General features: G+C 38.6%; 25 protein-coding genes. 16 read left to right on the plus strand and 9 right to left on the minus strand.

What is annotated here, in order from left to right; genetic code table 11:
- Positions 1 to 483 (plus strand): GGDEF domain-containing protein (locus WA249_RS18015; RefSeq protein WP_336170769.1); only part of this gene is annotated, 483 nt, incomplete at its 5' end.
- A 14-nt stretch (positions 484 to 497) separates the two neighbouring features.
- Positions 498 to 977: an OmpA family protein gene (locus WA249_RS18020; protein WP_016140166.1), complete on the plus strand. Its 480-nt coding sequence runs from the start codon at positions 498 to 500 to the stop codon at positions 975 to 977.
- 47 nt (positions 978 to 1,024) lie between these two features.
- Here WA249_RS18020 and WA249_RS18025 read toward each other — a convergent pair whose 3' ends face one another.
- Complete coding sequence (locus WA249_RS18025; protein WP_336170771.1) at positions 1,025 to 2,035, minus strand: metallophosphoesterase; 1,011 nt, start codon at positions 2,033 to 2,035, stop codon at positions 1,025 to 1,027.
- A 106-nt stretch (positions 2,036 to 2,141) separates the two neighbouring features.
- On the opposite strand from WA249_RS18025, the gene WA249_RS18030 reads away from it, so the two are divergent.
- Positions 2,142 to 3,767: a phospholipase D family protein gene (locus WA249_RS18030; protein ID WP_336170773.1), complete on the plus strand. Its 1,626-nt coding sequence runs from the start codon at positions 2,142 to 2,144 to the stop codon at positions 3,765 to 3,767.
- Here WA249_RS18030 and WA249_RS18035 read toward each other — a convergent pair whose 3' ends face one another.
- A complete protein-coding gene (locus WA249_RS18035; RefSeq protein WP_336170775.1) occupies positions 3,768 to 4,577 on the minus strand; it encodes a lysophospholipid acyltransferase family protein in 810 nt (269 codons plus the stop codon).
- Between the two features lie 214 nt (positions 4,578 to 4,791).
- On the opposite strand from WA249_RS18035, the gene hflX reads away from it, so the two are divergent.
- From hflX to WA249_RS18055, 4 genes are all read left to right on the plus strand, one after another.
- Positions 4,792 to 6,135: a ribosome rescue GTPase HflX gene (hflX, locus tag WA249_RS18040; protein ID WP_336170777.1), complete on the plus strand. Its 1,344-nt coding sequence runs from the start codon at positions 4,792 to 4,794 to the stop codon at positions 6,133 to 6,135.
- Between the two features lie 33 nt (positions 6,136 to 6,168).
- A complete protein-coding gene (locus WA249_RS18045; RefSeq protein WP_005299915.1) occupies positions 6,169 to 6,540 on the plus strand; it encodes a hypothetical protein in 372 nt (123 codons plus the stop codon).
- Between the two features lie 10 nt (positions 6,541 to 6,550).
- A complete protein-coding gene (locus WA249_RS18050; protein WP_336170782.1) occupies positions 6,551 to 7,225 on the plus strand; it encodes an LrgB family protein in 675 nt (224 codons plus the stop codon).
- A gap of 82 nt (positions 7,226 to 7,307) precedes the next feature.
- On the plus strand, positions 7,308 to 7,751 hold the full coding sequence (locus WA249_RS18055; protein ID WP_336170784.1) for a DUF2147 domain-containing protein: 444 nt from the start codon (positions 7,308 to 7,310) through the stop codon (positions 7,749 to 7,751).
- 84 nt (positions 7,752 to 7,835) lie between these two features.
- On the opposite strand, the gene WA249_RS18060 is transcribed toward WA249_RS18055, so the two are convergent.
- The 3 genes from WA249_RS18060 to pdxA are packed head-to-tail and all read right to left on the minus strand — an operon-like array spanning position 7,836 to position 10,498.
- Positions 7,836 to 8,678: a symmetrical bis(5'-nucleosyl)-tetraphosphatase gene (locus WA249_RS18060; protein ID WP_336170786.1), complete on the minus strand. Its 843-nt coding sequence runs from the start codon at positions 8,676 to 8,678 to the stop codon at positions 7,836 to 7,838.
- The gene (gene rsmA / locus WA249_RS18065; RefSeq protein ID WP_017391499.1) at positions 8,679 to 9,491 is read right to left on the minus strand and encodes a 16S rRNA (adenine(1518)-N(6)/adenine(1519)-N(6))-dimethyltransferase RsmA; all 813 of its coding nucleotides are present in this window, start codon (positions 9,489 to 9,491) and stop codon (positions 8,679 to 8,681) included.
- 23 nt (positions 9,492 to 9,514) lie between these two features.
- Complete coding sequence (gene pdxA, locus WA249_RS18070; protein ID WP_336170788.1) at positions 9,515 to 10,498, minus strand: 4-hydroxythreonine-4-phosphate dehydrogenase PdxA; 984 nt, start codon at positions 10,496 to 10,498, stop codon at positions 9,515 to 9,517.
- 173 nt (positions 10,499 to 10,671) lie between these two features.
- Here pdxA and rplM point away from each other — a divergent pair, with 173 nt between their 5' ends.
- The 9 genes from rplM to WA249_RS18115 all read left to right on the plus strand — a co-directional run bounded on the left by rplM (position 10,672) and on the right by WA249_RS18115 (position 16,169).
- Positions 10,672 to 11,100 (plus strand): 50S ribosomal protein L13, encoded by a 429-nt coding sequence (gene rplM, locus WA249_RS18075; RefSeq protein ID WP_003656097.1) that lies wholly within the window; start codon positions 10,672 to 10,674, stop codon positions 11,098 to 11,100.
- A 12-nt stretch (positions 11,101 to 11,112) separates the two neighbouring features.
- On the plus strand, positions 11,113 to 11,499 hold the full coding sequence (gene rpsI, locus WA249_RS18080) for a 30S ribosomal protein S9 (protein WP_002048725.1): 387 nt from the start codon (positions 11,113 to 11,115) through the stop codon (positions 11,497 to 11,499).
- Between the two features lie 174 nt (positions 11,500 to 11,673).
- On the plus strand, positions 11,674 to 12,327 hold the full coding sequence (locus WA249_RS18085) for a glutathione S-transferase N-terminal domain-containing protein (protein ID WP_045437836.1): 654 nt from the start codon (positions 11,674 to 11,676) through the stop codon (positions 12,325 to 12,327).
- Positions 12,328 to 12,333: 6 nt separating this feature from the next.
- Positions 12,334 to 12,768 (plus strand): ClpXP protease specificity-enhancing factor, encoded by a 435-nt coding sequence (locus WA249_RS18090; RefSeq protein ID WP_336170791.1) that lies wholly within the window; start codon positions 12,334 to 12,336, stop codon positions 12,766 to 12,768.
- A 17-nt stretch (positions 12,769 to 12,785) separates the two neighbouring features.
- A complete protein-coding gene (locus tag WA249_RS18095; RefSeq protein ID WP_336170793.1) occupies positions 12,786 to 13,442 on the plus strand; it encodes a hypothetical protein in 657 nt (218 codons plus the stop codon).
- A 337-nt stretch (positions 13,443 to 13,779) separates the two neighbouring features.
- The gene (locus tag WA249_RS18100; protein ID WP_045437845.1) at positions 13,780 to 14,139 is read left to right on the plus strand and encodes a hypothetical protein; all 360 of its coding nucleotides are present in this window, start codon (positions 13,780 to 13,782) and stop codon (positions 14,137 to 14,139) included.
- 83 nt (positions 14,140 to 14,222) lie between these two features.
- Positions 14,223 to 15,188, plus strand: a complete 966-nt coding sequence (locus WA249_RS18105) for a hypothetical protein (RefSeq protein ID WP_336170796.1) — start codon at positions 14,223 to 14,225, stop codon at positions 15,186 to 15,188.
- A gap of 8 nt (positions 15,189 to 15,196) precedes the next feature.
- A complete protein-coding gene (locus WA249_RS18110; RefSeq protein ID WP_336170798.1) occupies positions 15,197 to 15,757 on the plus strand; it encodes a GTP-binding protein in 561 nt (186 codons plus the stop codon).
- Positions 15,750 to 16,169: a roadblock/LC7 domain-containing protein gene (locus tag WA249_RS18115; protein WP_013196812.1), complete on the plus strand. Its 420-nt coding sequence runs from the start codon at positions 15,750 to 15,752 to the stop codon at positions 16,167 to 16,169. The genes WA249_RS18110 and WA249_RS18115 overlap by 8 nt, the downstream gene beginning before the upstream one ends.
- A gap of 52 nt (positions 16,170 to 16,221) precedes the next feature.
- Here WA249_RS18115 and WA249_RS18120 read toward each other — a convergent pair whose 3' ends face one another.
- From WA249_RS18120 to WA249_RS18135, 4 genes are read right to left on the minus strand one after another with little or no spacing between them, the layout of a single operon-like run.
- Positions 16,222 to 18,162: an acetyl/propionyl/methylcrotonyl-CoA carboxylase subunit alpha gene (locus WA249_RS18120; RefSeq protein ID WP_336170800.1), complete on the minus strand. Its 1,941-nt coding sequence runs from the start codon at positions 18,160 to 18,162 to the stop codon at positions 16,222 to 16,224.
- A gap of 18 nt (positions 18,163 to 18,180) precedes the next feature.
- On the minus strand, positions 18,181 to 19,017 hold the full coding sequence (locus WA249_RS18125) for an enoyl-CoA hydratase/isomerase family protein (protein ID WP_336170802.1): 837 nt from the start codon (positions 19,015 to 19,017) through the stop codon (positions 18,181 to 18,183).
- Positions 19,018 to 19,027: 10 nt separating this feature from the next.
- The gene (locus tag WA249_RS18130) at positions 19,028 to 20,185 is read right to left on the minus strand and encodes an acyl-CoA dehydrogenase family protein (protein WP_336170804.1); all 1,158 of its coding nucleotides are present in this window, start codon (positions 20,183 to 20,185) and stop codon (positions 19,028 to 19,030) included.
- Positions 20,186 to 20,227: 42 nt separating this feature from the next.
- Positions 20,228 to 21,841, minus strand: coding sequence for an acyl-CoA carboxylase subunit beta (locus WA249_RS18135; protein ID WP_336170806.1), 1,614 nt, complete (start codon positions 21,839 to 21,841; stop codon positions 20,228 to 20,230).

Genomic DNA, 21,841 nt, shown 5'->3' on the forward strand with positions numbered 1-21,841 from the left:
GACCAACTCACCTTATTGCCTAATAGACATTATTTTTATCAGATTCTCTTAGACATGTTTGAAGATAAAGGGTTTGATAATAAGTCTGCTTTATTATTCATTGATAACAATAACTTTAAAGCGATTAATGACCAGTTTGGACATTTGGCTGGAGATGAAGTTTTAAAAGAAATGGCGAATCGTCTGCAAACTCGTCTACGTCATCAAGATTTTATTGCACGATTAGGCGGCGACGAATTTGCTGTCATTTTGCATTCCATTAGTCATGCTGATCATTTAATATCTATTGCTGAAAATTTACTCGAAAGCTGTAAAGAACCTTTGCATCTGAATGGTCAAACTATTTACTTCAGTTTTAGTGTGGGTATTGCTTTATCACAATTTGCATCTAGCCCCGAAGATTTCATTATGCAAGCAGATCAGGCAATGTATAAGGCTAAAACTTCGGATGAACACTGGTTTATTTATAAACCTGAAAATTAAATTTAGGCTAATCTATGAATACAAGATCTTTGAAACTCTCCTTTATTGCATTGCTATGCATTACTCTTGCAGGGTGCCTGAGTTTTGGTCCATTAAAATATCGTCAGGTAAAATTGCTTAAGAAAGAGGGTTTTGTTCTTACTAATGAAGGATGGACTTTGGGTTTACCTGAACGTTTGTTATTTGACTTTAATAATGCAGAGTTAAAACAGAGCCATGAAGCTGAGTTAGTCCGTCTAGCAAATCAATTGAATAAATATGATCTAAATAAATTGAAAATTGTTGGTCATACTGATGATGTTGGCGATGCTGCCTATAATCAAAAGCTGTCTGAAGAACGTGCGCAAAGTGTGGCAAATCTTTTCTTAGCTCGCGGGTTTAAGAAAGAAAATATCTATGTGATTGGTCGTGGTTCAACGCAACCTTATGTTCCAAATACAACCAATGAAAATCGTGCGATTAACCGACGTGTTGCTATTGTCGTTATTCCATAATTTTCAATTTATAAAAAAGCCAATCCTTTGTGATTGGCTTTTTTATTTTAAACTAACTCAATAATATCAATGGTTGGTGGCACTCTAAAACGTAAAGGTATTCCGACCATTCCTGTGCCAACGGTAACAAAGACATCTGCATGTTCGTGGGAATAAAGCCCTCTTTTATGCCCTAAAATTGATACTTTTTTCATAATATAGTTAGTTAACCACGGAAGCTCTACCTGCCCTCCATGTGTATGCCCTGACAACATTAATGGACGATTTGGTAATTTAGGCACCATATCGACCGTATCAGGATTATGAGATAAAATTAACCAAGGTTTGTCTTGGGGTAAATCTGGCATAGAACGCATATCTGTTTTTCCAGCCCAAAGATCACCAATACCAATCAAACGAAATTCTTCAAAATCAACGACCTTACCTTCAATATCGACGACTTCATTATAAAACAAGGCATCTTTTAATAGTTGTTGAATAGGTGGGCCAGGATATTGCTCATCATGATTGCCAGGAACAGAATAAACAGGCGCCTGAATTTCTTTTAAAACACTCAATTCTTGAATCAGCCTATTTTCTGGCTCATAGGTCCAGTCACCTGCCACGACCACTAAATCAGGTTGCTGTTCATTTAACTTTTTAACGATTGTTTTTAACTGGCGCTCATGTCCTGAAAATAAACCAATGTGTAAATCTGCAATTAAGGCTACTTTTACAGGTTTAGTAAAACTACGATCTGGATTTAAGCGATATTGATGAGTATCGATACGTACAAAATGAGGTTCAATAAATCGGGCGTAGATTAAAACACCACTTAAGAAAAAGATGAAAATACCTTGGTGAATTGAATAGTAACCAATCCAAGCAGCGTATAAATTAAAAAACCAGAGAGGAATAAGTAGATAAGAGAGATAAAATGCGAGTAAATGAACAAAAGCTTTAAATGGATGAATCGTCTCGGTCCGAGATTGGTGAATCCAAGCTTCAGAAATCGCCCATAAAGCAAGTATTGAAAATATAAAGTAAAAACAAAAAATAATTGAATTTGGATTCCACATTACGACTCTCGACTTATCTTATATTGATTGCTAGTAATCAAATTCAATATTTATCTTTCAATATGCACGAATTATACTCTAGCTCACGTTATCGTATGTACTGATTATGGCACAATCCTCTCATTCCAAACAGCTTCAAACGAATCAACAAGCTAAAGGCTTTTTGATAAAAGTCTCTATAGTCCTATGTTCTAGTTTTGCTGTGGGTTTGACAGGATGTAGTACTCTGCCAAAACATAGGGTTGAACCATTAGAATATGCAAATGATATCGACACATCGGAGACTTCACTTGCACAAATTGTTACTCCATTACGTCAGCAAAACCCCAAGCTAACGGGTTATCACGTCTTAAATGATCCATTGGAGGCTCTAGCAGCCCGCCTAAGATTAATTGATAAGGCCGAAAAGACTTTAGATTTACAATATTACATTTGGGACAATGACAAAGTTGGTGCTTTAGCCTTGCATGCGATTATTCGGGCAGCTGATCGCGGGGTAAAAGTTCGACTTCTTATTGATGACAATAATGCAAAAAAAATAGAAGGGATTTTACTCGCCCTTTCTCAGCATAAAAATATTGAAGTGAAGCTTTTTAACCCATACCGTTTTCGTAAATATCGTGCGATGGATATGGTGCTTGATTTAAAACGTATCAATCGTCGCATGCATAATAAAAGTTTTATTGCCGACAATGAGGTTGCGCTTATTGGCGGACGGAACATGACAAATCAATATTACAATGTAAGTGATAGCTATCAATTTTCTGATGTCGACGTGATGTTGGTCGGTGCTGCTGTTGATGACATTGTGAATTCTTTTGATGACTACTGGAATCATGAATATGCCTATTCAGTTCAAAGTATCGTAAGTCCAGAGCAACATCGTCTCCGTTATGAAGGATTAAAAGAGCAACTCGAAACTCACTATCAACTAGCAACTGTTCAAAACTTTCTAAACCTAACCGCAAAATCACATGCATTTGATCAATGGTTAAATCGCAATATTCAATTCGACTGGGTCAAAGCAGAAGTCGTAAAAGACTCGCCTGACAAAATCAAATCAAAGGCTAAAAAGGAAGAACACCTAAATTTCCAGTTAATCAACCATCTAGAAAAACCAGAAAGTAATGTTGATTTAATCTCAGCTTATTTTATTCCTGAAAAACAAGGTGCTAAAATTTTAAGTACGCTTGCTAAAGAGGGTGTTGAAGTTCGAGTTTTAACCAACTCATTTAAAGCGAATGACGTTGCCGTTGTGCATGCCTTTTATGGGAAGTACCGTAAAGAACTTCTTAAAAACGGCGTACAACTTTATGAGTTTTTACCTACGCCAGATAAAAGAAATTTAAATAAAAATACAGATGAGCTTGCAACTAAAGCGAAAGTGAACATGAAAGGATTAAGCCGTTCAAGCTTGCATACTAAATTGATGGCATTAGATGAGCAGGTTTTTATTGGTTCATTTAATTTTGATCCACGCTCAGCTTATTTGAATACTGAAATTGGCGTAATTTTAGATAGCCCGTCGTTGGCTAAGACAATTCACCATACGATGGATGAAAATTTAAATAAATATGCTTATAAACTAAAGCTTGACTCGAATAATCATATTTATTGGCAGCAAGAAACGCCCAATGGTCCTTTAATTTATAGACAAGAACCCGAGATGAAATGGTGGCAAAAAGCAGGCATGAAATTTCTTTCATGGCTGCCACTTGAAGGATTTATGTAATTAATTTTTTGGCTTAAGTACTTTTTGATGTAATTGAGCCAAGCCTTCTACCATTTTGTCTTGGACTTCTTGAGTCAGACTTTTTACATCGTGTCCTTCTACCGAAATAGGAGGCAATGTTAATAAATGGGCTGTTACTTTTGGCATTTCTAACACACGCTGAATATGTTCAGCAAATGTCATCTCACCAATAAACGGTGCAACGGTATCTAATTCGCCGTGACGGTTTACATAACAAATTAAACATACCTGTACTGGGCGTTGAGCCTCAATAGCAGCCCCGAGCAAACGACCATGTACTTTCTTAACAGAATGTCCATCTGTAGTCGTTGCTTCAGGGAAAAATAGTACAGGAATATTTTGTTTTAAAAATTCGGTAATTTGCTCACGAATTTTAACGGAATCCCCTGACCCACGCTTAATAAATAAAGTTCCACCACCTTTAGCTAAATTCCCAAAAATGGGCCAATTTTCAATTTCAGCTTTAGCAAGAAAGAAAACACGGGCTCCTGAACCTAAAACAGCAACATCGAGCCAAGAAATATGATTACTTACCCATAAAGCAGGTTCTCTAGGAATTGTTCCGTGTACTTCTACATCTAAATTAAAAACTTGACATAAACGGCGGCAAAAATATTGAACATAGCGTGTATTGACCGGATTATTAGGATCTTTATAAAGGCCGTGTCGATAAACTAAATAAAAACCTTCACTAATTGCAGCGGTAGCCGAAGTGACTTTTTTTCCGTACAAACCTATTTTTGATAATTTCTTTAACGTTGAATTCACTATACTTTGCGTTTGAGCCATAAAATTTCACTAACGATTAATCATTGTTATACCCATCTCGAGCATTCTATACGTTTCAGAATAAACTTGCATTGATGATAGAGAATGCGGAAAAAATAAATTCAGACACCTCTAACAGCATTTAACTAATCTAAAGGATAAGAACAAACGCTTTCCCCTTTTGCATAAGTTTCATCTAGAATAAAGTTTTCCCATTTTCAGGATTTATAACCACGTGGAATATGTTGATCGGCATCAAGGCGGTGAACGCACAATTTTAGTGAGTGTTTCAGTACAATTATTAGATGATCTGGATGCCGAAGAGTTTGCTCTACTTGCACAGTCTGCTGGTGCAGATATCCTTGAACATATTAAGGTTCAGCGAAACAAACCCAATCCTAAATTTTTTATTGGTTCAGGAAAAGTCGAAGAAATTGCAGAGCAAGTTCAAGAACTAGAAGCAAGTCTGGTGATTTTTGATCATGCTTTATCACCCGCTCAAGAACGAAATTTAGAAAGAATATTAAAATGTCGAGTCATTGACCGTACAGGATTAATTTTAGATATTTTTGCGCTACGTGCCCGTACGCATGAAGGTAAATTACAGGTCGAACTTGCACAGCTTAAACATTTATCTACTCGTCTTATTCGTGGTTGGTCAGCCGACTTTGAGCAACAAAAAGGTGGTATTGGCTTACGTGGTCCTGGTGAAACACAACTTGAAACAGATCGTCGTCTCATTCGTGTACGTATTGCCCAATTAAAAGATAAATTAGAAAAGGTACATCAAACCCGTATACAAGGACGTGCTGCAAGACAAAAGGCAGCCATTCCAACTGTGTCACTTGTAGGCTATACCAATGCTGGGAAATCGACTCTATTTAATATTTTAGCGAAAAGTGATGTCTACGCAGCCGACCAACTATTTGCAACACTCGATCCAACATTACGCCGTTTGGAATGGGATGGTATTGGTACTGTCGTGTTAGCAGATACCGTAGGTTTTGTACGAAACTTACAGCATGATTTAATTGAATCATTCAAAGCAACACTTGAAGAAACTCTAGAAGCCACGCTTTTACTGCATGTGATAGATAGTAATAGCCATGACATGCTTGATCAAATTGAAGCAGTTGAAGGTGTATTAAAAGAGATTGGTGCAGATGCTCCAGTACTTCGGGTGTACAACAAAATTGACTTAAGTGGTGAAGAAGCCAAAATTGTTTATGCTGAGCCACATGTACCAGATCGAGTTTATGTTTCAGCTCATGCTGGCCTTGGTCTAGACTCACTTCAAAAAGCAGTACAAGAATGTTTAATGGGTCAAATTCAAAAGTTTTCTCTGACTCTTAAACCTGCTTACGGCAAATTGCGCACCCAACTTTATGCCTTAAATGTAATTGAGTCTGAACACTATGATGATGCGGGCTTATTACATATTGATGTACGTATTGCACCACATAAGCTAGAAAAGCTTATTCGCCAAGCAAAACTGCCCTTAGAAGAAATCTTGGGAGAACGCGCTAATCAATTTAAACGCCCCTTGGAAGAGTTTGAAATCAAGGGTCAGATCAGTTAAAACTTGATAAGTAAACTTTTAGAGATAAAAAATATGGATAAGATCAAAAGTATAGACTGGACAGCATGGGTAGCAACATTGCTACTTATTATTGGTTTTCGTGAAGGCTCTGTCATCGTCATGCGTGCTTTTGGTCATCCAGAATTAGGTAATTTAGTCGGCTTAATCAGCTTACTCACTGTTTTGATTATTTGGAGAAAGTTCAAAAAAATCCCGCTCCGAATAGTCGATACCAATAATAAAATTATGAAAGAAAGTGGTTTTGCTTTTTTACCTGTTTGTGCTGGCTCCTTAATTATGTTGGTGCACATGGGTAAAGAAATTCCATTATTCCTTTTTGTTTTAGTGGTCAGCACCCTTATACCTTTGTGGGTCTATGCAAAAATGGCAAAACGTTGGTTATAAGGAGAATAAAATGTTTACGATTTTCTACGGTTTTTTGATCACTCTCATTGGTTATCTATGTGCAAAACCTTTAAACCGACGCTTTCCGCAAGTTCCACTTTTAGTTTTCGGCATGTTCATTGTCATTGCATTACTTTCAGTTTTACAAGTTCCTTATGAACAGTACCGCCTTTATGTGAATGAGTTATTTAGTCATTTATTGGGGTATGTGACTGTAGCTTTAGCCATTCCCTTGGCTGCAATGCGTTACGATGATCTTCCAATTAAATCAGTTATTGGTATTTTACTTTTTGCAAGTATTAGCGCCGTTGCTTTGCCTATGGGCCTCGCTTACTTGTTACATATGTCGGAACCTACCATTCTTGCATTTGCAACCCGCGCGGTGACTACCCCTATCGCCTTAAATATCGCAACGTTATTGCATGCTCCTGAAACGCTGGTAACCCTTATTGTTATTTTATCTGGTGTTATTGGCGCAGCTTTTTCACCATTTTTACTTAAACATATTCATGATGAAAGAGCATCAGGTTTAGCCTTAGGGTTAGCTGCGCATGCCATAGGAACAGCTCAAGCTTGGCAACGCGGACCAGTTGCAGGTCGTTACGCTGCATTTGGTATGGCTTTAAATGGTGTATTTACTGCAATTTGGCTGCCGACATTCATGTTATCTTTTGGAATAAATTGATTAAAAAGTAGTTTAAATAAACATTGAACCAGTTAACAATTAGAAATAAGATGATCTTTCAAATCTAAAAGGATTTTTAATTATGGGGAAAATTTTTATTGGAGCTATGCTCTTACTGGGGATTAATACTGCTACATTTGCAGCAGATATTACAGGTCTTTGGCAAACAATTGATGATAAAACTGGTGCTCCCAAAGCACAGGTAGAAATACGAAAAGAAGCAAATGGGACATATGCTGGAAAAGTTGTTAAAGTTACACCGCGTCCGGGTTATACACCAAAAGAAATTTGCGATAACTGTCCAGCACCTTATACCAATAAGCATATTGTAGGTTTAGATATTGCGACCGGCTTAAAACAAGTTGATAGTACAACTTACACCGGAGGAAAAATTTTAGACCCCAATACTGGTAAAGTTTATGGGCTTAAAGCAAAACTTAGCGCAACTGGTAAACGTCTTCATATGCGTGGATATCTTGGCGTTTCAGCATTAGGCCGTAACCAAATTTGGTTACGCGTAGAATAAAAAATAAAAAAGCCGCTTATGCGGCTTTTTTATTTTTACTCGGGTACAACTCTCGTCTTGCACTCATGAAAAGCATTGCTTTTCCTATATTTGCGCAGGATTATCGACAGCAAAGATTTCTTTATCTTCAAGGCGATAAGCCATTAATTTTCGTCCCCAAACACAGCCGCCATCAATATTCTGGATTTGCTCATTGATGCTTCTACCTTCTAGCGCAGCCCAATGACCAAAAATAATCTGATGAGTCTCAGCAGCTTTATTTGGAAATTCGAACCAAGGTAAATAGCCTTCTGGCATTGGCGCATCTAGAGCATCTTTAAAACTGAACTCTAAAGCCCCTTCTGCGTTGGTTAAACGCATGCGGGTCAAATAATTAGTAATACAACGTAACCGAGCGGAACCCGTTAAGTCGTCTTCCCACAAATCTGGTTTTGAGCCATACATTTCTGCCAAAAAGGCATCTAATACAGATAAATCTTGATGTGAGAGTACTGCTTCAACCTCTTTTGCAAGCGTTGCAGTTTTTTGGGCATCCCAAATGCAAGGTATACCTGCATGAGTAAGAATTGTGTGCTCGTTCGGGAATAAACATAAAGGTTGTTTACGCAACCAATCAATTAACTCATCGCCATCAATTGCATCAATAACGTCCTGCGTGCGATCTTTTTCTTTAATCTCTTTTAAACCACGCGCGCCAGCAACTAAAGTTAGATCATGATTTCCGAGTACAGTTGCAGCAGCACCACGATCAGCAAGTTTTTTAACAAAACGTAAGGCACCTACTGAGTTTTCGCCACGAGCAACCAAATCACCCGCAAACCACAAAAAATCTTGGTCTGGATCAAAACGTATTTTTTTAAGTAAGGCTTTCAGAGCTTCAAAACACCCTTGTACATCGCCAATCACATAATTAAAACGTTTAGTCATTTATCCCACCATTTGATCGGCTAAAGCAACAAATTGAGTAAGTGTTAAAGTTTCAGGACGAGCCATCGGGTCAACGCCTGCTTTTTCAAAACCATCTTCAGCGATCATACCTTTAAGACTATTTCTTAGGGTTTTACGACGTTGGGTAAATACATGACCAACCAACCGAGCTAAAGCTTTTTCATCTTTTGCAATAATTGGTTTTTGTTCATATGGAACAAGGCGGAAAACAGCGCTCGTTACTTTAGGTGGTGGGTTAAATGCGCCAGCTGGTACTTCAAATAAAAATGTTGGTTGGCAATAATACTGAATCATTACCGACAAGCGACCATATTCTTTTGTGTTTGGCTCAGCCGTAATACGGTCAACCACTTCTTTTTGGAGCATAAAGTGCATGTCTTTAACTTTACTGCCAAATTCCAAGAGATGAAAAAGTAATGGGGTTGAAATGTTATAAGGTAAATTACCAACCACACGTAATGGTCGACCATCTTTTACCAGTTCGTTAAAATCATATTTTAATGCATCAGCTTCTATAATAGTTAAACGTTCAGGATGTGGAACGCGTTCTGGTAAGCCTGCCGCTAAATCACGATCTAGCTCAACAACTGTTAATGCATCACATTCCCCAATTAAAGGAGATGTTAATGCGGCCAAACCAGGACCAATTTCGACAACATTTTCACCCGCACGCGGATTCACCGAGCGCACGATTTTGGCAATGACTCGCTGATCATGTAAGAAGTTTTGACCAAAACGTTTACGAGCTTTATGCCCTTCATCTTTCGGGTTTAGGGCATTAATTTGATACATATAACATTTCCAACATGAAAAATTTAGCTCGCTGCCAAAGATAACGCTAAATCGACAGCGACATTTAAACTTGAGCTTTTTGCCAAACCAGTCCCAGCCAAAGACAACGCAGTGCCATGATCAACCGAGGTTCGGATGAATGGCAAACCCAATGTAATATTGATGGCCTCACCAAACCCTTGTGATTTTAACACAGGTAAACCTTGATCATGGTACATAGCGAGTACAGCATCAGCATTTTTAAGATGCTCTGGGGTAAATAAGGTATCCGCGGGCAAGCTTAGGCTCATTTTAATTCCTTGCGCCCGATAAGTTTCGAGTACCGGATTAATGGTATCAATCTCTTCATGCCCTAAATAGCCATCTTCGCCCGCGTGAGGATTTAAGCCACACACTAATATGCGCGGATCAGTAATCTTAAATTTAGTTTTTAAATCATGTATTAAAATATCAATGACTTGATGTAACCGCTCTTTGGTAATTGCATCGGCAACATCCCTTAAAGGCAAATGTGTAGTCGCTAAGGCAACACGCAGAGTTTTGGTTGCAAGCATCATGACGACGCGCTCTACACCTGCAAACTCTTGATAATATTCAGTGTGACCACTAAACAAAATGCCTGCATCATTAATGATCGACTTTTGCACTGGTGCCGTAGCTACCCCAACACTTTTACCAGACATTGCATAATCAGCTGAACGGCGTAATTGTTCTAATACATAAGCCGCATTAGCAGAATTTAATTGCCCATCAATAACCGCTGTTTCTAAAGGCACATGCTCTATATAAAGCTCACCAGAAGAGGATGATTCAGCTTGTCCCGTATATTCTACAAATTGGATATCTATCCCTAGTTTTTGGGCACGTTGTTCTAATAAATTTTGGTCACCCAAAACAACAACAGGGCGTTCATCAATTCGCTTAGCCAAGCTCAAGCAAATATCTGGACCAATACCAGCCGGCTCACCGGAAGTGACATATAAAGGCAGCACAATCACCCCAGACATATAACGAAAATTTGTTTGATTTTAACATATCCCACATTCATCAGTTTATGGATTAAATTATGCTGCTTAAACTGGATTTTTCTTGTGACTTTGAACAAACTCGTTTAGAATGCTGGCTCCTTTTGTTTGGACAGATTCCATAGTCCAAACCAACTATAATAGGTAGTGGTTTAATGAAAACTCTCAGCGCTAAGCCAGCTGAAGTTCAACATGACTGGTATGTTGTTGATGCTTCTGGCAAAACTTTAGGTCGCCTTGCGACTGAAATCGCTCGTCGTTTACGCGGTAAGCACAAGACTTCTTATACTCCTCACGTTGACACTGGCGATTACATCGTTGTGATTAATGCTGAACAAGTTCAAGTGACTGGTAAAAAAGCGCTTGATAAGAAATATTATCGCCATACTGGTTTCCCTGGTGGTATCCGTGAGACTAACTTCGAGAAGTTAATTGCTCACAAGCCTGAAGCTGTTCTTGAAAAAGCAGTTAAAGGCATGTTACCAAAAGGTCCTCTTGGTTATGCAATGATCAAAAAAATGAAAGTGTACGCTGGTACTGAGCATCCGCATGCTGCTCAACAGCCACAAGTTTTGGACATCTAAGGGATACAGCACATGGCTACTAATTATGGTACAGGTCGCCGTAAGACCGCAACTGCACGTGTTTTCTTGTCAGCTGGTACAGGCAAACTCGTTATTAACAACCGTACTTTAGAGCAATATTTCGGTCGTGAAACTGCTCGTATGGTTGTTCGTCAACCTTTAGAACTTTTAGAAGTTACTGAAAAGTTTGACCTTTACATCACTGTTAAAGGTGGTGGTATTGGTGGTCAAGCTGGCGCGATCCGTCACGGTATTACTCGTGCGCTTATCGCTGCTGACGAAACTTTAAAACCTGTTCTTCGTCAAGCTGGTTTCGTTACTCGTGATGCTCGTGAAGTTGAACGTAAGAAACTTGGTTTACGTAAAGCTCGTAAGCGTCCTCAATTCTCTAAACGTTAATTCGTTTATCGAGTTGGACAAAAAGCCTTGGATTTTTCCAAGGCTTTTTTATTATGAAAATAGAACAATAAAATGCAAACTTATAAATATAAACAAACTATCTCGTTAGAACCGTGATTTCCAAGCGCATTTTTAGTATCCTAATCGATTCACTCAACCACGTCGTCTTGTGATATGTCGGTCGAAAACACCTCTATTCAGGGGATTACCCTTTACAGTCATGCTGATGATTTCCGTTCTCACTGGATTCGTTTCTTATTAGCAGAAAAGCAAATCAAATATCAATTGATCGTAACTGACCATGAAGACGAAGATTTGGCAAGTTTGAATCCTTATAACCAATTGCCGATGTTGGTCGAGCAAAATCTTAAATTATTTTCAGCGCCTATTATTGCTGAATATCTAGATGATCGTTATCGTCAAGGTAAGCTTTACGCGGATGCGCCAATGATGCGTGCGGAACAGCGTCAATATATATGGAGACTTGAAAACGACTGGTTCAAGTTAGCAGATCAGATGTTAAAGCATGCTGATTCTTTAAATATAGAACAAAAGCAAAAAGCTCAAAAAGAATTACGTGAAACTTTAGTTTCACTTACTCCCCTATTTCAGCATTTCCCCTATTTTATGTCTGAGCATTTCACAATCTTGGACTGCATGCTTGCACCTATCTTTTTAAGATTAAATAGCATGGGAATCGATTTACCTAAACAGCATTGTCGACCGATACTTTTGTATTGTAAACGTATCTTTGAGAGACCTTCTTTTGCTAAATCAATGACGGCTCAAGAGAAAAACCGTTACAATGAACTATTAAATATGGAATAGTGTGATATGTCTGAGCAAACTATTGATTTAACCCCTACACGTCCTTATCTTGCTCGTGCAATCTATGAATGGATTTGTGATAACCAACTTACTCCTTATCTGTTAGTAGATGCGACACAGCCACATACCGATGTTCCACAGCAATTTGTTAAAGATGGACAAATCGTTTTAAATATCGTGCCTCATGCCGTTCATCAATTTCTTATCGGAAATGAAGCCATTACTTTTTCTGCCCGTTTCGGGGGGGCATCAAAAGACATTTACGTCCCGATTCAAGCTGTTTTAGGTATTTATGCGCGTGAGAATGGACAAGGTTTATTTTTTGATCCTGAAGAATATGCCAATGTCACGCCTGTAGAAAATACAGTAGAGTCTGAAGTACAAGAAACAATTGAAACAACATCAACTAAGAAAAAACCAACGTTAAGAATTTTAGATTAAATTTAGAGGAAGAAAGCATGGCATTTGATTTAGTCCAATACTTTGCTGAGCAGATAAAAATTCAAAAGCCTCAGCTTTTAAATCAATATCCAGTTAATGAAAAAAATAAACTGATTGATGAGGTGAATATTCTTACGCTTGGGAAACTGATTAGTTTATGGCGCCAAGATGACAATAAGATTTATCAAGAAATCAAAACTTCAGATCCACTTTATATTCAAGAAGTTGCTCGTCATTTAACAACGTCTAAACATAATCAGTCGGCTTTAAAAAATTCAGAGCTAGAACAGAGTATTTCTGAAATTTTAACTTTGCAGTTAGCAGAGCTTAACCAACTCGATGAAACAGGTGGTTTTGGGCATAATGGCTTAAAAGAATTAATTTTAGGCCAAGTAGAACATTTATCTGGTCAGGCAGAAGATTGGGTTTGGTCAACAAACCACCTAAATGAGTTAATTGGTTCTAAACCTGTGGAACAAGAAGAGCTATCATTGGATACAACAATGAAGGAGTTCAACCAAATGGTTCACCAATCCCAACCTCATCATGATGATTTGCATATTGAAGAACAAGCTACTGAGATTTCTGTACCTACATGGTCAAAGATTATTGCCCCTGTCGTTGCTTTAGCAATTTTGGGCTACCTTTATTGCATTTACACACAGCTTGTTTAATTTGATCATTGTTATAAAAAGGGAATTTTTTATTCCCTTTTTTATGATTAAAACTAGCATATTTTATTAATCAATATTGTATTAATATTCTATTACAACTTTTTTATCTAAATTTAAAAATATATAATGTAAACCTCATCGCAGTATTAAAAGTATAATGTAAGAATAATCTTATAATGTTTTTCCAGTCTGACATTTTACGTCACTTCTTTCCCAAAACTGAAACCTCGTACTCTACTTGATTAATTGACTTCAAATTGTTCAGAAATATAATGAATTTCAACTACTTTTAGGAAAAAGTAGTAAATATAACTTTAGAATCCTGAGAGATAAAAACATGGCTAAACTTTCTTTAGATAGCTTAACTGAAATTGACGGTTTTATTGCTTCTGCACTTGTTGATTCAGAAAGTGGATTATCACTTGCAACACAAGGTGGTGGGGAAATTGATTTAGAATTGGCTGCTGCCGGAAATACAGAAGTAATTCGCGCAAAGCGGAATATCGCCAATGCTTTGAAATTAAATGACAATATTGAAGATATATTAATTACCTTAGGTAAGGCTTACCACTTAATTCGCCCCCTAGAAAGTAATAATAATTTATTCCTTTACTTAGTGCTTGATCGTACTAAATCGAATTTGGCCATGGCTCGTCATGAGTTAAAGTCATTTGAAAAAGAGCTAGACTTTAGCTAATTAATCTAAGATGTGCTTTTTATATTTATTATAACAAGCACATTAAAACTATGATGTTATTCAATGAAATTTAATGTGATACTATGGATAGGAATTGCATAAATATTGCTACTTCTGGTTTAAGTTTAAAAGTTTTAGATGAATTAAAAACTTTAATCAGAAATTTGATACCTAATCAGCATGGTATTAATTGGGTTAATATTTCTAACAATCATATTGATCTATTATTAATTAACGAAAACTTTTTTGACTCTGATAATATTCAAAATATTCTTCAAAAGAAAAAATGTCCTTATTTAAAAATTAGTAAAACTCCTTCAGAAAACCGATATCAAGTTTATGAACATACTCTGTATCTGCCACTAGAAAAAGTAGAACCTCTATTCGACTGGTTACAAAAAAATCTATTATCATTTTTAAATCAAAATAGTGTCGCGATAGTTTCAGATTTATCTACGGAACTCCTCCTTATTGATGAGCAATTTATAAGAAATTTGCATAGTCCAGAAAATACTAAATTACATTTATTTGATGATAAAGGCACTCTTGCCATTATTGATAACAGAGCTCAAATTGCTTGGATAGAACCTTCTCGTCAAAAAGCATATACGAATATGAGCTTTAACTTTGCTTTTGCTAAAACATCGGATTTTACTAAGGTTTCTCGTAAAAAAAGTTATTGCTTACAAGACTGGTTATGGAACCTAATTTGGTGTTCAAAAGACTTTGAAAATCTAGCTGCAAAGGATAAATATTTTAAAATCGATCATTGGCCACAGCCCTACCAAAAAGAATATAGAAAAGTGAGCCTTCAACTCTCCGCATGTTTTATACAGGGAGCAAAAATTACTGATGTTGCTAAACAACTTAACTTATCAATCGACGATGTCTTACGCTTCGTTACAGCTTGTGTAATGGCAAATAATGGAAGATTTGTTTCGGCGAATAAATGTTCTTATGTACCTAGTTATCATTTAGAAAATTCAAATATAGACAATCATTTTTTTAAAAATTTTATAGGGAAGATTAGACGGCGTTTTGGTCTTTAAGGGAAGTTATGATTATACAGCAATATAAAATTGTCTTTGCAGGTAGTATGGGGGCAGGAAAAACAGAAGCGATTAAATCGTTATCTGAGATTCCAATTTTGGGAACGGAAGCATTCAACACCGATGTACAAAGCCACCAGAAAACTCAAACTACTGTAGGCATTGATTATGGTGAAATTACTTTAGATGATGGAATCAAAATCGGACTCTATGGCACCCCGGGACAAAGCCGTTTTGATTTTATATGGTCAGTCATTTGTGAAGGTGCAATCGGCGTTATTTTATTATTAGATCACAATAGTCCTAATCCTATTGACGAGCTAGAAAACTACTTAGAAACCTTTAAAAATTATAATGATAATATTGCAATTGGTATTACTCATGTTGATGAGAATAAAGAATCGTCACTTCAACAATATCGTCATTGGATAAAAGCAAATGGACTGTCATATCCGTTGTTTTTTATTGATGCACGCGAGCAAGAACACATTTTAATGATGGTTGAGTCATTAATTGCATCACTTGAAGTCAAAGTAGGCTTAACATCTCAGGGGAATGATCATGCTTAGTATCCCAACTCAAAAACGCACCGCCCCTACACAATTGCTACAGCTAGCAAAAACTGAAGCTCATAATATTTTGATGAATACGCGTGGTGTAGATTTTGTGATGATTTGCTCTTCTGATGGTTTTGAATTGGCGACAGTAAGTCATAAAAACTATCATAACACCACCAAATTAGCAGCGGTGAGTAGCTCAATTTTGGCAATGGTCACTGCATTTTTAAAAGAGATTCAACTCACTGGCTGTAATAACATTACCTTAGATGCAGATAATGGCAAAGCCATTTTGACGGCTATTCCAGCTATCCATCATCCGATGGTCATGGTCACGCTCAGTAATAAAGAGGTCCTTTTGGGACAATTACTTTATAGCTTAAAAAAAGCAAGTCAGTTGATTGCTGAGGCTGATGGAGAATAAATGACAATTCTCCATTTAAATAAATGCCACCCATAAAAGGTGGCGTTTTTTATTAGACTACAATACTAAATAACATTTGCCGTTTTTTTACTTGCTGCCCTTGCTGTCCTAAAATATCTTCGACTACTCCATCTACATCAGATTTAATCTGCTGTTGAATTTTCATAGCCTCAAGCACTAGTAAGGTTTGGCCTTTCACGACTTGATCGCCTTTATTAACCAAAATATTTACCACAGCACCATCCATCGGTGCACGAATTTTGCCATCACTAGCCACATCCGCTATTTCAGGAGCAGCATAAGTCACATTTCGTATCGCAACATTGCCATTATCTCGATCTAAATAAAGCTGATCACCATCTAATACATATTGCACACGGCGACGTACACCATCAATTGAATAAACTAATTGCTCTGGCGCTCTCTCAAGCACTTCAATACAAACTGTTTGATCGCAGAGCTGTACCGTAAACGTGTTATTTAGCGATGAAAGCTGTAATTGAATTTGCTGATCATCATATTTAAGTTTTAATGGTAATGGCACTCCAAGCCCAGTTTGCCACACCGTAGTACTTTTACTTTGACTAAATAATGCCGCTGCAATCGCTAAAATTTCTAAAGACAGAACCTGCTTATGTAGACTACTGTCGTTTTGAAAATGCTGTTGAATGAACGCTGTATTGGTATCACCAGCAACAACAACGGGATGACGTAATAAATTGACCAAAAATTGTTTATTACTGTTTACACCTAGCAAAATACAATCATCTACGGCACGAGCAAGTAAGCGAATTGCATCCTCACGGGTTTTACCGTATGCGATCACTTTCGCCACCATCGGGTCATAAAAAGGGCTAACTTCATCAGTCGCCAACATACCATGATCTATTCGTACATTTGGTAATGTTGCTGGCTGCCAACGTAAGACTTGGCCTGTTTGTGGTAAGAAATCTTGACGTGGGTCTTCTGCATATAAACGCACTTCGATTGCATGTCCATTTAAGGTCAATTCTTGTTGCTTTAAAGGTAATTGCTCACCGTTCGCAACACGTAACTGCCATTCAACTAAGTCTAATCCTGTAATAAGCTCAGTGACTGGGTGCTCTACCTGCAAACGGGTATTCATTTCTAAAAAATAAAATGCACCCGATGCATCAAGTAAAAACTCAACAGTTCCCGCACCTACGTAAGCACATGCTTTGGCAGCCGCAACAGCAGCCTCTCCCATTTGCTGACGTAGTTCAGGCGTCATGACCGGACACGGCGCCTCTTCAACAACCTTTTGGTGACGGCGTTGGATCGAACAATCACGCTCAAATAAATACACATAATTGCCGTGAGTATCACCAAAAACCTGAATTTCGACATGGCGTGGAGCAATGACTGCTTTTTCTAAAATGAGCTCGCCAGAACCAAAGGCATTTTCAGCTTCGGAACGTGCGGTTTGCAATGCCTCAACCAATTCGGATGCTTGCTGTACCAAACGCATGCCACGACCACCACCACCCGCGGAAGCTTTGACCATAATTGGCAAGCCAATTTGCCCGGCTTGTATCGCTAAATATTCAAGGTCTTGACGATCACCTTCGTAACCCGGTACACAAGGAACACCAGCTTCAATCATGGCAATTTTTGAAAGGCGTTTACTGCCCATTAACTCAATTGCAGAAGCAGTAGGCCCAATAAAGGTAATCTGGTTATCGATACATGCCTGAGCAAAAACAGTATTTTCTGATAAAAAACCATAGCCAGGGTGAACTGCATCCGCCCCAGTTTTTTTGCACGCCTCTATAATTTTAGCAATAGAAAGATAAGACTCAGATACTTTTGACGCACCAATATAAACAGCTTCATCAGCTTCTTGCACATGGCGAGCGTTACGGTCTGCATCAGAATAAACAGCTACAGTTTGGTAGCCCATTGCCTTAGCAGTTTGCATGACTCGAACTGCAATTTCACCACGGTTGGCAACCAGTACTTTTGAAAATTTCATTATTTTTATCCTTATCTTTTATGACTCATCAGCCCAGTTTGGCAAACGTTTTTGGATAAAAGCCATCGTTCCTTCTTGTCCTTCAGCCCCACCAACTGCTTTGGAAAACTGCTGAGCAGCATCATCTAGCAATTCATTTAAAGGTTCATTAAGCGTTCGATGTAACAGTGCTTTAGTCACACGCGAAGCTTGGGGAGCTGCTCGTTTAATGTGTTGAATCGTTTCTTGTAAAGCTTGCTCGAGTTCGATTTCATTGTGTGCAATTTGATGAACCACACCGACACTCAGTGCCGTATGTCCTTCAAAACGCATGCCGAGTAAAGCTAATCGACGAGCCTGTGTCAGACCAATACGTTTCACCACAAAAGGAGCAATTTGCGCAGGAATTATTCCTAGCCCAGTTTCAGGCAATCCAAACTGGGCATTGTCACGGCTAATCGCAACATCGGAAACACATACCAGACCAAAACCACCACCTAGAACAGCCCCTTCTAAAATCACCACAACCGTCTGCGGGGCGGTTTCAACTTGCTCAAGCATGGCACCAAAACGGCGGTTAAAATCAGCATAAGGTTGTAGGCTACCGACATTGCTCGCTTCAACTCTCAAAGCTGCCATATCTTTGATATCACCACCTGCGCAGAAAATTCCTCCTTCACCCCGCATGATGACCGCACGAATCGAAAGATCATCACGAATAGCAGCAAAGACCTGTTGAATAGCATTAACCATATTCAAATTCATGGCATTACGGCTCTCTGGTCGATTTAACCAGAGGTATAAAATACTACCGTCCTGTTCTAATTGAATGCTGTCATCAATATCTAAAGCTTGAAGAGATGCTGAAAGTGTCATGGTCTATTCCTTATTTTTGCTTTTTTGGCAAGATGTCCATCAACTTACAAATAATCCCCAACATAATCTCATCGGCTCCACCACCAATAGAACCTAAGCGGCCGTCACGGTAAAGCTGAGATGCAGGGTTATCCCACATAAAGCCATTGCCACCCCAATATTGCAAACAGCTATCTGCAACTTCACGAGTTAAACGTCCTGCTTTTAGTTTTGCCATTGAAGCCAGCATGCTGACATCTTCACCTGCAATGTGTTGTTCACACGCCTGATAAGTTAATGCTTTCAGTGCTTCCACTTCAGTCATGAGTTCAGCAAAGCGGAAATGGATATATTGATTATTGATGAGTGGCTGACCGAAAGTGGTACGCTCTTTGGTATAAGCAATAGTTTTTTGAATTAACGTTTCCAATCCTCCAATCGAATTGGCACATGCCCACAGGCGCTCTTCCTGAAATTGCATCATCTGCATCATAAAACCCATACCTTCTGCACCGACCAAATTACTCTGTGGCACACGCACGTTATCTAAATAAACTTGTGCTGTGGTGGTTGAGCGCATTCCTAATTTATTGAGCGGTTCTGAAAAACTAATGCCTTTAGTTTTTGCCGGTACAATAATCATCGATTTATTGACGTGTGGTTTATCGTCAGAAGTGTTGGCTAAAAGGCAGAAAAAGTCGGCTTGTAATGAGTTGGTAATCCACATTTTGCTGCCGTTAATCACATAATCATCACCATCTTTTTTGGCCATAGTTTTAATTGCCGCCACATCAGAACCAGCATGAACTTCAGATACAGCAATGGATGCCACATATTCTCCAGCAATGGCTGGTGTTAAAAACTCATCACGTAATTCTTTACGACCAAAACGTGCGAGGGCTGGTGTTGCCATATCGGTTTGTACACCAATTGCTAAGGGTACGCCCCCACAAGCTGCACGGCCAATTTCTTCAGCAACAACAAGGTTATAAGAATAATCTAAAGCTAAACCACCATTTTCTTCAGGCTTACAAATCCCTAATAAACCAAGCTCACCCATCTTTTTAAATACAGCATGAATCGGGAAACGACCCGCCTCTTCCCATTCTGGAATATTCGGATTTAGCTCATTTTCAACAAATTGACGAGCTGTACGGCGTAATGCTTCATGTTCGGCAGTAAATTTCATTACATTCTTCCTGATAATTTTTTTAATTGCGGTAAAAGTTGCTTAAAAACGAGACACACCAAAACGAGTTGGATTCAACTCTCGTTGCTGCGCTTCATAAATGGTTTGTAAAAGGAAAATTAGTAATTTTCGGCTATCTCGCGGGTCAATAATGCCGTCATCATGTAGCATGGCCGTATTGAAAAGTGCGGTAGATTGCTGCTCTAACTTCATGGCCGTACTTTGCTCAAGAAAATCGAGCATTTGAGGATTAGGCTCCTGACCAGAAGCTTTTTGCTTTCCTTCAGCCACAATGCGTAACACCTTTCCAGCTTGTGCAGCGCCCATTACAGCAACATGCGAATTTGGCCATGCAAAAATAAAGTCTGGCGATAAACTCCGACCACACATTGCGTAGTTACCTGCACCATATGAGCCTGCCACAACAATCGAAATTTTAGGTACAGAACAATTCGCAACAGCTTGAATCAGTTTTGAGCCGTGCTTAATAATGCCATTTTGCTCTGCATCAGTTCCCACCATAAAACCTGTGGTGTTATGTAAGAATAATAACGGGCGGTTAGTTTGTTCACACAGGTGTATAAACTGAGCTGTTTTCGCTGCCCCTTGAGGGGTAATCGGACCATTATTGGTAATAATACCGATATGTAATCCACCAATCTTTGCCCAACCACATACCGTTAAATCATCATATTCCTGTTTAAATTCTAGAAAATCTGAATCATCAATAATGCGGGCAACCACTTCTTTCATGTTAAATGGTTGTTTTGGGTCATTTGGAATCACACCGAACAGTTCATCGGCATCGTAACGAGGTTCTTTATAAGTCGTTTCAACTGGTTTGATTTGCTCTTTCCAGTTCAGATGTTCAAAAATTTCACGTGCAAGGCGAATACCATCAGCATCATTTTCAGCTAAGTATTCTGCTGTTCCAGCAACCTGTGCGTGCATTTCTGCCCCACCCAACTCTTCAGCTGTTGCAACTTCACCAGTGGCAGCTAAAAGTAAAGGTGGGCCTGCAAGTAACATTTCGGTTTGTTTGCGTACAGCAATGACATAATCTGAAAGACCAGGCTGATAAGCCCCTCCTGCCGTTGCATTCCCATGTACCACTGCAAGCTGTGGAATACCTGCCGCTGAAAGACGTGCCTGATTGGCAAAGGTCATACCGCCATAAGTAAATACTTCAGCTGCATAATTTAAGTTGGCACCGCCACTTTCGGTCAGCGTAATCAGCGGAAGTTTTTGTTCTAAGGCAATTTTTTGCAAACGCAAAGTTTTTTGTACGCCCATAGGGGACATGGTCCCGCCCTTGATCGCACTATTACTTGCAGAGACTAGACAACGCACACCACTGACAAAACCAATCCCAGCAATTACACCACCACCAGCTTCCGAGCCATCTTTATCATCATGCATGTTATAGCCAACCAAACCACATAGCTCAACAAAAGGTGAATCGGCATCAAGTAATAACCGTACACGTTCATGCGGCAGAATCTTGCCTTTTTTATCGAACTTAGGTTTAGCCACATACGATTTATCAATGCTTTTTTGCTGAATTGCACGGACTTCACTCAGCTGAGCAAGCAGTGCCTCTTTATTCTTTTGATACTGTTCACTGCCAACAGCAATTTCGGATTGGAGAATAGTCAT

The sequence above is a fragment of the Acinetobacter sp. 161(2023) genome, from assembly GCF_037027805.1.
Classification (GTDB): Bacteria; Pseudomonadota; Gammaproteobacteria; order Pseudomonadales; family Moraxellaceae; genus Acinetobacter.

What these genes read in the sequence shown, in the direction of transcription:
- WA249_RS18020 (WP_016140166.1), top strand. Translation starts at nt 498, where the DNA reads ATGAATACAAGATCTTTGAAACTCTCCTTTATTGCATTGCTATGCATT.
- WA249_RS18025 (WP_336170771.1), bottom strand. Translation starts at nt 2,035, where the DNA reads ATGTGGAATCCAAATTCAATTATTTTTTGTTTTTACTTTATATTTTCA.
- WA249_RS18030 (WP_336170773.1), top strand. Translation starts at nt 2,142, where the DNA reads ATGGCACAATCCTCTCATTCCAAACAGCTTCAAACGAATCAACAAGCT.
- WA249_RS18035 (WP_336170775.1), bottom strand. Translation starts at nt 4,577, where the DNA reads ATGGCTCAAACGCAAAGTATAGTGAATTCAACGTTAAAGAAATTATCA.
- WA249_RS18045 (WP_005299915.1), top strand. Translation starts at nt 6,169, where the DNA reads ATGGATAAGATCAAAAGTATAGACTGGACAGCATGGGTAGCAACATTG.
- WA249_RS18050 (WP_336170782.1), top strand. Translation starts at nt 6,551, where the DNA reads ATGTTTACGATTTTCTACGGTTTTTTGATCACTCTCATTGGTTATCTA.
- WA249_RS18055 (WP_336170784.1), top strand. Translation starts at nt 7,308, where the DNA reads ATGGGGAAAATTTTTATTGGAGCTATGCTCTTACTGGGGATTAATACT.
- WA249_RS18060 (WP_336170786.1), bottom strand. Translation starts at nt 8,678, where the DNA reads ATGACTAAACGTTTTAATTATGTGATTGGCGATGTACAAGGGTGTTTT.
- rsmA (WP_017391499.1), bottom strand. Translation starts at nt 9,491, where the DNA reads ATGTATCAAATTAATGCCCTAAACCCGAAAGATGAAGGGCATAAAGCT.
- pdxA (WP_336170788.1), bottom strand. Translation starts at nt 10,498, where the DNA reads ATGTCTGGGGTGATTGTGCTGCCTTTATATGTCACTTCCGGTGAGCCG.
- rplM (WP_003656097.1), top strand. Translation starts at nt 10,672, where the DNA reads ATGAAAACTCTCAGCGCTAAGCCAGCTGAAGTTCAACATGACTGGTAT.
- rpsI (WP_002048725.1), top strand. Translation starts at nt 11,113, where the DNA reads ATGGCTACTAATTATGGTACAGGTCGCCGTAAGACCGCAACTGCACGT.
- WA249_RS18085 (WP_045437836.1), top strand. Translation starts at nt 11,674, where the DNA reads ATGTCGGTCGAAAACACCTCTATTCAGGGGATTACCCTTTACAGTCAT.
- WA249_RS18090 (WP_336170791.1), top strand. Translation starts at nt 12,334, where the DNA reads ATGTCTGAGCAAACTATTGATTTAACCCCTACACGTCCTTATCTTGCT.
- WA249_RS18095 (WP_336170793.1), top strand. Translation starts at nt 12,786, where the DNA reads ATGGCATTTGATTTAGTCCAATACTTTGCTGAGCAGATAAAAATTCAA.
- WA249_RS18100 (WP_045437845.1), top strand. Translation starts at nt 13,780, where the DNA reads ATGGCTAAACTTTCTTTAGATAGCTTAACTGAAATTGACGGTTTTATT.
- WA249_RS18105 (WP_336170796.1), top strand. Translation starts at nt 14,223, where the DNA reads ATGGATAGGAATTGCATAAATATTGCTACTTCTGGTTTAAGTTTAAAA.
- WA249_RS18110 (WP_336170798.1), top strand. Translation starts at nt 15,197, where the DNA reads ATGATTATACAGCAATATAAAATTGTCTTTGCAGGTAGTATGGGGGCA.
- WA249_RS18115 (WP_013196812.1), top strand. Translation starts at nt 15,750, where the DNA reads ATGCTTAGTATCCCAACTCAAAAACGCACCGCCCCTACACAATTGCTA.
- WA249_RS18120 (WP_336170800.1), bottom strand. Translation starts at nt 18,162, where the DNA reads ATGAAATTTTCAAAAGTACTGGTTGCCAACCGTGGTGAAATTGCAGTT.
- WA249_RS18125 (WP_336170802.1), bottom strand. Translation starts at nt 19,017, where the DNA reads ATGACACTTTCAGCATCTCTTCAAGCTTTAGATATTGATGACAGCATT.
- WA249_RS18130 (WP_336170804.1), bottom strand. Translation starts at nt 20,185, where the DNA reads ATGAAATTTACTGCCGAACATGAAGCATTACGCCGTACAGCTCGTCAA.
- WA249_RS18135 (WP_336170806.1), bottom strand. Translation starts at nt 21,841, where the DNA reads ATGACTATTCTCCAATCCGAAATTGCTGTTGGCAGTGAACAGTATCAA.